Annotated in this window: 6 protein-coding genes; 2 read left to right on the plus strand and 4 right to left on the minus strand. The window is 70.3% G+C overall.

Annotated elements, in window-relative coordinates; genetic code table 11:
• Positions 1 to 286 precede the first annotated feature (286 nt).
• The gene (locus tag ACIRB7_RS33010) at positions 287 to 913 is read right to left on the minus strand and encodes a TetR/AcrR family transcriptional regulator (RefSeq protein ID WP_403606336.1); all 627 of its coding nucleotides are present in this window, start codon (positions 911 to 913) and stop codon (positions 287 to 289) included.
• An 83-nt stretch (positions 914 to 996) separates the two neighbouring features.
• Here ACIRB7_RS33010 and ACIRB7_RS33015 point away from each other — a divergent pair, with 83 nt between their 5' ends.
• Positions 997 to 1,821 (plus strand): SDR family oxidoreductase, encoded by an 825-nt coding sequence (locus ACIRB7_RS33015; protein WP_403606338.1) that lies wholly within the window; start codon positions 997 to 999, stop codon positions 1,819 to 1,821.
• A 229-nt stretch (positions 1,822 to 2,050) separates the two neighbouring features.
• On the plus strand, positions 2,051 to 2,836 hold the full coding sequence (gene nagB / locus ACIRB7_RS33020; protein ID WP_403606340.1) for a glucosamine-6-phosphate deaminase: 786 nt from the start codon (positions 2,051 to 2,053) through the stop codon (positions 2,834 to 2,836).
• 104 nt (positions 2,837 to 2,940) lie between these two features.
• On the opposite strand, the gene ACIRB7_RS33025 is transcribed toward nagB, so the two are convergent.
• Genes ACIRB7_RS33025 through ACIRB7_RS33035 form a run of 3 tightly spaced genes read right to left on the minus strand, consistent with a single transcriptional unit; the run spans position 2,941 to position 6,359 of the window.
• Positions 2,941 to 4,464 carry a glycoside hydrolase family 3 protein gene (locus ACIRB7_RS33025; RefSeq protein ID WP_403606343.1) on the minus strand — a complete coding sequence of 508 codons (1,524 nt, stop codon included), beginning with the start codon at positions 4,462 to 4,464 and terminating at the stop codon, positions 2,941 to 2,943.
• A 9-nt stretch (positions 4,465 to 4,473) separates the two neighbouring features.
• Positions 4,474 to 5,340 (minus strand): carbohydrate ABC transporter permease, encoded by an 867-nt coding sequence (locus ACIRB7_RS33030; protein ID WP_403606346.1) that lies wholly within the window; start codon positions 5,338 to 5,340, stop codon positions 4,474 to 4,476.
• Positions 5,337 to 6,359: a carbohydrate ABC transporter permease gene (locus tag ACIRB7_RS33035; RefSeq protein ID WP_403606349.1), complete on the minus strand. Its 1,023-nt coding sequence runs from the start codon at positions 6,357 to 6,359 to the stop codon at positions 5,337 to 5,339. The genes ACIRB7_RS33030 and ACIRB7_RS33035 overlap by 4 nt, the downstream gene beginning before the upstream one ends.
• Positions 6,360 to 6,575 lie beyond the last annotated feature (216 nt).

Consider the following 6,575-nt stretch of genomic DNA (forward strand, 5'->3'; position numbering starts at 1 on the left):
TGGAGGATGGGCCATGAACGACCGCGTACGTGTGGATGGACAGACAAGAATGGTCTAGTCCACAATGAACGCTGCAGACCTCCATCCTCCCCGCACAGGAGGATGGAACGAGGTACCCGACGCTCTCTGCCCTGACTGCGTCGAGACCTCCCACAACGGCCGAGGGACCGCACACCCCCGGCCGGCGCAACTCCGGGCTGCGGTGCCGGGCGGGCTGAGGGTCCCGCCAGGCGCCGCGGCCCGCGGGTGTTTCCGGGGCTGGTTACGGGGCCGTCTACGGGGCTGCTTACGGCGCCGTCGACGCCGGTGCGCGCACGGGGGCCGGTGGCCACGCCCGCATCGCCGTCTCGGCCACGGCCGCCAGTTCCTCCGCCGTCGCCCCGTCGCGGGCCTGCTGGGACATGCCCTGGAGGACGGCGCCGCTGAAGCGGGCGAGAGCGCGGGCGTCGGTGTCGGCGGGCAGCTCGGCCGTCTCGACGTCACGGCGGATACGGGCCTCGAAGGACGCCAGATTGGCGTTTCTGCGCGCTCTCAGGGACTCCTCGACCTCCGGGGTCGAGCAGTTGGTCGCGGCGGAGATCATCAGACAGCCGCGGGGGTGGCCCGGCTCCGTGAAGAGTCCGGCCGCCTCGTCGAGCATCCGGCCGATGGCGCCGCGGGCGGTGGGCTCCTCCACGAAGGCCCGACCGCCGTACGCGCCGTACGAGCCGGCATAGGCCTCGACGACCTCCTCGAACAGCGTCTTCTTGTCGCCGAAGGCCGCGTAGAGGCTGGGTGCGCTGATGCCCATGGCGCGGGTGAGGTCGGAGACGGAGGTCGTCTCGTAGCCGTGCTCCCAGAAGGCCATCGTGGCCTGCTCAAGGGCCGTGAGCCGGTCGAAGGAGCGGGGGCGGCCGCGCTGTGTCCTCACCATGGAGTGAATTCTATAGCGTCCGATACGGAAGTGGGGTACGGTTTTTACGTAACGACCGCTACAGAAATGAGGGGGGCGTCGCCATGGGCGTGCTCGGAGGACGGATCACGGGGCAGACGGCCGACAAGGTGGCCGAGCGGGTGGCCGAGCGGGCGGCCGGGAAGCTGGCGGGGAAGACGGCACTCGTGACGGGTGGCAGCCGCGGCATCGGGCGGGGGATCGCCGAGCGGCTCGGTCGCGAGGGGGCCCGGGTCGCGGTGCACTACGGAAGCAACGAGACGGCGGCCAAGGAGACGGTCACGGCGATCGAGGCGGCGGGCGGCGAGGCCTTCGCGATCGGGCGGGAGCTCGGGACGCCGGGGGACGCGGCGGCGCTCTGGGCGGCCTTCGACGAGGTCACGGACGGTCTGGACATTCTCGTGAACAACGCCGGGATCGCCGCGAGGAATCCGTTCGCGACGATCGAGGAGGAGGAGTACGACCGGATCTTCGCGGTCAACACGAAGGCGCCGTTCTTCCTGGCCCAGCAGGGCGCGGAGCGGCTCCGGGACGGCGGACGGATCATCAACGTCTCGACGGGCCTGAGCAAGGCGGCCGTCATGCCGGAGACGATCGCGTACGCGATGTCGAAGGGCGCGCTCGACGTGTTCACCAGCTATCTCTCGAAGGTCCTCGGGCCGCGCCGGATCACCGTCAACGCGGTGGCGCCGGGGATCGTGGACACCGATATCAACGCGGCCTGGCTGCGGGGTGACGACGAGGCCTGGGCGGGGGCCGCTGCGCTCTCGGCGCTCGGCGGGGTCGGTACCCCGGCGGAGATAGCGGACGTGGTGGCGTTCCTGGCGTCGGACGACGCGCGCTGGGTGACGGGCCACTGGATCGACGCGACGGGAGGCTCTCTGGCCTGAGGTCTCGGCGGCGCCGAGGGGGGCGGTTCGGGGCTGTCGACGGCGGGGTAGGCGGGGCCTTCGGGGTTCGAGTGGCTGGGGGGACGGGGGCGGCCGACGATGGAGGCGGCGGGGGCGTCCCGGGGGGCGGAACGGCATGAGGGGAAGGCCCCTCCTCTGCTAGATTTGACCTTAGATTGGTCTATACCACGGTCTTTCAGCAGCCCCTCAGCAGATCGGCAGGCACAGCGTGGAAGTTGTCATCGTCAAGGACGCCAGGGCAGGCGGCGAGCTCATCGCGGACGGCATCGCCGACCTCCTGCGCCGCAAGCCCGACGCGCTGCTCGGCGTGGCCACCGGATCCACCCCGATCCCCATCTACGACGCCCTGACCACCCAGGTCCGGGCCGGATCCGTGGACGCCTCCCGGGCCCGGATCGCCCAGCTCGACGAATACGTCGGCCTGCCCGCCGGCCACCCCGAGTCCTACCGCTCCACCGTCCTCCGCCAGGTCGTCGAACCCCTCGGGCTCTCCCCCGACGCATTCATGGGCCCCGACGGCTCCGCCGACGACGTCCAGGCCGCCTGCGAGGCCTACGACAAGGCCCTCACCGAAGCCGGCGGCGTCGACCTCCAGATCCTCGGCATCGGCACCGACGGACACATCGGCTTCAACGAACCCTGCTCCTCCCTCGCCTCCCGCACCCGCATCAAGACGCTCACCGAGCAGACCCGTGTGGACAACGCGCGCTTCTTCGACAACGACATCGAGCAGGTGCCGCACCACGTCATCACCCAGGGCATCGGCACCATCCTCGAAGCCCGCCACCTCGTGCTCCTCGCCACCGGCGAAGGCAAGGCCGAAGCCGTCGCGCAGACCGTCGAAGGCCCCATCGCCGCCCTCGTCCCGGCCTCCGCGCTCCAGCTCCACCCCCACGCCACCGTCGTCGTCGACGAAGCCGCCGCCTCCAAGCTCAAGCTCGCCGACTACTTCCGCCACACCTATGCCAACAAGCCCGCCTGGCAGGGCATCTGAGCAGGGCGTCTGAACCGCCCGGGTTCCCCTGGGGACAGCGAAGGGGCCCGGCACCTGTTCAGGTGCCGGGCCCCTTCGCGTACGGCGGGAGTCGGAGGCGTCGGTCAGGCGCCGGTTCCGACGACGGCCTCCGCGGCCGCGCGGCCGCAGACCCGGGCCGCGCCGTGGGTGGCGATGTGCAGGGCCCCGCGGGGCTCCGCCTCGTTGAGGCCCATCTCGACCACGACGGTGTCGGGGCGGGCCGCGACCAGGCCGTCCAGGGCCTCGGTCATCCACGGGTGCCGGTGGGCGTCGCGTACCACCGCCACGATCCGCCGCTCCCCCGCGGCGGACAGGACGGCGTCCACGGAGGGCTCGTCGTACGAGCCGGTCTCCGTGCCGGGGAGGAGGCGCCCCAGCTCCGCCGCGATGCCCCAGGGCGTCTCGTCGCCGACCGCGAAGTTCGCGATCGGGGTGAAGGAGGCCACGTAGGGAGCGCTGGTCATCGGCGTGTAAGGCCGCTCCCCCCGGGTCACCTTGAGGGCCCTGCGGGCCGCCACGAGTCCGATGTCGGCACCGGGCGCGGTCCCCTCCTGCACTGCCGCGCCCGGCACCGACCCAGCCCCCCTGGCCCGGTGCGCCTGGGTCCAGGCCGCCAGGGCGCGCACGCGCGCCGCGGCGTCGGCCAGCCGCTCCTCGGGCAGTTCACCGGTCCGTACCGCGCTGACGAGCGCGTCGCGCAGCTGCAGCACGGTGTCCTCGTCGCACAGCCCGCCGCCGACGCAGATCGCGTCGGCGCCCGCGGCGATGGCGAGGACGGAACCGCGCTCGATGCCGTACGTCGCCGCGACGGCCTGCATCTCCATGCCGTCGGTGACGATCAGCCCCTCGAAGCCCAGTTCCTGGCGGAGCAGACCGGTGAGGATCTGCGGGCTCAGGGTCGCCGGGCGGTGGGGGTCGAGCGCGGAGAGCAGGATATGCGCGCTCATGACCGCCTTGGTACCCGCGGCGACGGCGGCGCGGAAAGGCACCAGCTCACGGGTGTGCAGTGTGGCGAGGTCCACATCGATCCGGGGCAGCGCGTCGTGGGAGTCCACGTTCGTGTCGCCGTGTCCGGGGAAGTGCTTGGTGCAGGCCGCGACCCCGACGCCCTGGAGGCCGTCGACGTACGCCACGGTGTGCCGGGCGACCAGGTCGGGGTCCGGCCCGAAGGAGCGGACGCCGATGACCGGGTTCTCGGCGTTGGAGTTGACGTCGGCGGAGGGCGCCCAGTTGAGGTCGACGCCGCACGCGGCGAGCCGGCGGCCGAGCTCGCGGGCGACGGCCCGGGTGAGCTCGACGTCGTCGACGCTGCCCAGCGCGTAGTTGCCGGGGAAGGACGAACCCTGCTTGACCTCCAGGCGGGTGACGTCCCCGCCCTCCTCGTCGATGGCGACGAGGACGTCGTCCCGCTCGGCCCTCAGCTGCGCGGTGAGCGCGGTGAGCTGCTCGGGGCTGACGATGTTCCGGCCGAACAGGCCGACCGACGACAGACCCTCGCCGATGCGCCGGAGCAGCCAGTCGGGCGCGGTGGTGCCGACGAAGCCGGGCTGGAGCACGGTGAGCGCGTCACGGGTCAGGGTGTCCGTGCCGTGTACGAGTGTGGTCATGGGGAGCCCTTATCCCTTCACCGCGCCGGCGGTCATGCCGCCGACGGCCTTGCGCTGGAGGAAGAGGAAGACGAGGAGCACGGGGAGTGCGAAGAGCGTGGAGGCGGCCATGGTGGCGCCCCAGTCGCTGCCGAACGCGGTCTGGAACTTGGTGAGCCAGAGCGTCAGGGTCGCGGACTCGCTGTCCTTGTTCAGCATGAGGATCATGGCGAACTCGTTCCAGGCGGTGATGAAGCCGAAGAGCGAGGTCGACATCAGGCCGGGGGCGAGCAGCGGGAAGATCACCTTGCGGAACGCCTGGGCGCGGGTGCAGCCGTCGATCTGCGCGGCCTCCTCCAGTTCGACCGGGACGGCGGCGATGAAGCCGCGCAGGGTCCAGATCGTGAAGGGGAGGACCATGACGAAGTAGATGAGCGTGAGCATCGGGATGCTGTTCAGCATGTCGTTCTCACGGGAGATCATGTACATCGCGATGACCATGACCTCCCAGGGGGCCATCTGCGCCATCATCACGATGAGGACGATGCCCTTGCGTCCCTTGAACCTCAGGCGGGCGATCGCGAAGCTCGCGGCCAGGGCGACGACGAGGGCGAGCAGCACCGCGCCGATGGTGACCATGAGGCTGTTGGTGACGTACGTCCAGAAGAGGTCGACGCCGGTCGCCGTCGTGTAGTTCTGGAAGGTCGGCGTGAAGACGAAGACGGGGTCCTTCGTCATGATCTCGTGCTGCGGCTTCAGCGAGGACGAGAACATCCAGTAGACGGGGAAGACGAACACCACCGCGATCACGAGGGCGCTGACGTTCTTGGCGACCGTGCCGACCGTGAGCGGCTTCCTGGTGCGCAGCTTCTGCGGAGTCTGGGTGGTGGTGCTCACAGCTCCTCCTCCTGCTTCAGGATCAGGCGGAAGTAGAAGGACATGACCGCGATGAGCATCACGATCGTCAGGATGGAGATGGCGGCGGCGACACCGTAGTGGAACTGGCCGACGCCCTCGATGTAGGCGTAGACCGGGAGGGTCTCGGAGCCGCGGTCGGGGCCGCCCTGGTTCATCGCGTAGACCTGGGCGAACGCCTTGAAGATCCAGATGATCTCCAGGAACGTGGTGATCATGAAGAAGGACTTCAGGTTGGGGAAGACCACGGCCCAGAAGGTCCGCCAGCCGCTGGCGCCGTCCATCCTGGCGGCCTCGTACAGCTCGGACCCGATGGTGGTCAGGCCGGCGTACATGTTGAGGGCGACGAAGGGGACGGAGCCCCAGACGAGCAGGAGCAGGATGATGACCAGGGTGGAGAAGCCGGTCTCGAACCAGTTGTGCTGCTCGTAGCCGGAGAAGCCGAGGGTGCGCATCACCCAGTTCGCGACACCGAACTGCTCGTCGAAGAGCCAGCGGAAGACGGTGACGGAGGCGATGATCGGCATGGCCCAGGCGAACATCAGGGACAGCGAGAGGACCAGCCGCATCTTCTTGCCGAGGCGGTTGAGCAGCAGACCGATGCCGGTGCCGATCGCCATGATGAGGGCGACGTTGACGGCCGTGAAGACGACGCTTCGGACGGCGACGGACCAGAAGTGCGAGTCGCCGAGGAGTTCGGTGTAGTTCTGGAAGCCGATCCAGACCGTCTCGCGGGTGATGAACTCCTTCCGGTTGAGCTGCTGGAAGGAGAGGAGCACATTGCGGACCAGCGGGTAGAGCAGCAGCACCGCCATGGAGAGCAGGGCCGGCGCGACGAGCAGGTACGGCAGCAGCCCGCCGGGCAGGGAGCGTCTGCCGCGGGGAGGCTGAAGGACTTCCTTCGGGCCCGAAGGGGGTGGCGGAGTCTGGGACTTCTCTGCCGCCCTCCCGGGCGCGTCCTGGGGACCGGCGGTCGCCGTCCCCTGGGAGTCCACGGTCATGGTCTTATTCCTCGCGGTTCTGGGGCTCCCGCGCCCACCGGGGCGCGGCCCGGGGGAGCGGGCCGCTGATCACTGCATCGCTGCAAAAGCGCCGGTGGTGGGGGCGGGGGGGGCCCCCCCCCCCCCCCCGGCGGCGGGGTAAAGGGGGGTGTTGGGGGCGGGGGTTTCCATTTGGGCCGCGTAACCCGCGGGCGTGGGGTGCGCCCCCCGCAAGGC

This window comes from Streptomyces sp. NPDC093795, from assembly GCF_044764665.1.
GTDB lineage: Bacteria > Actinomycetota > Actinomycetes > Streptomycetales > Streptomycetaceae > Streptomyces.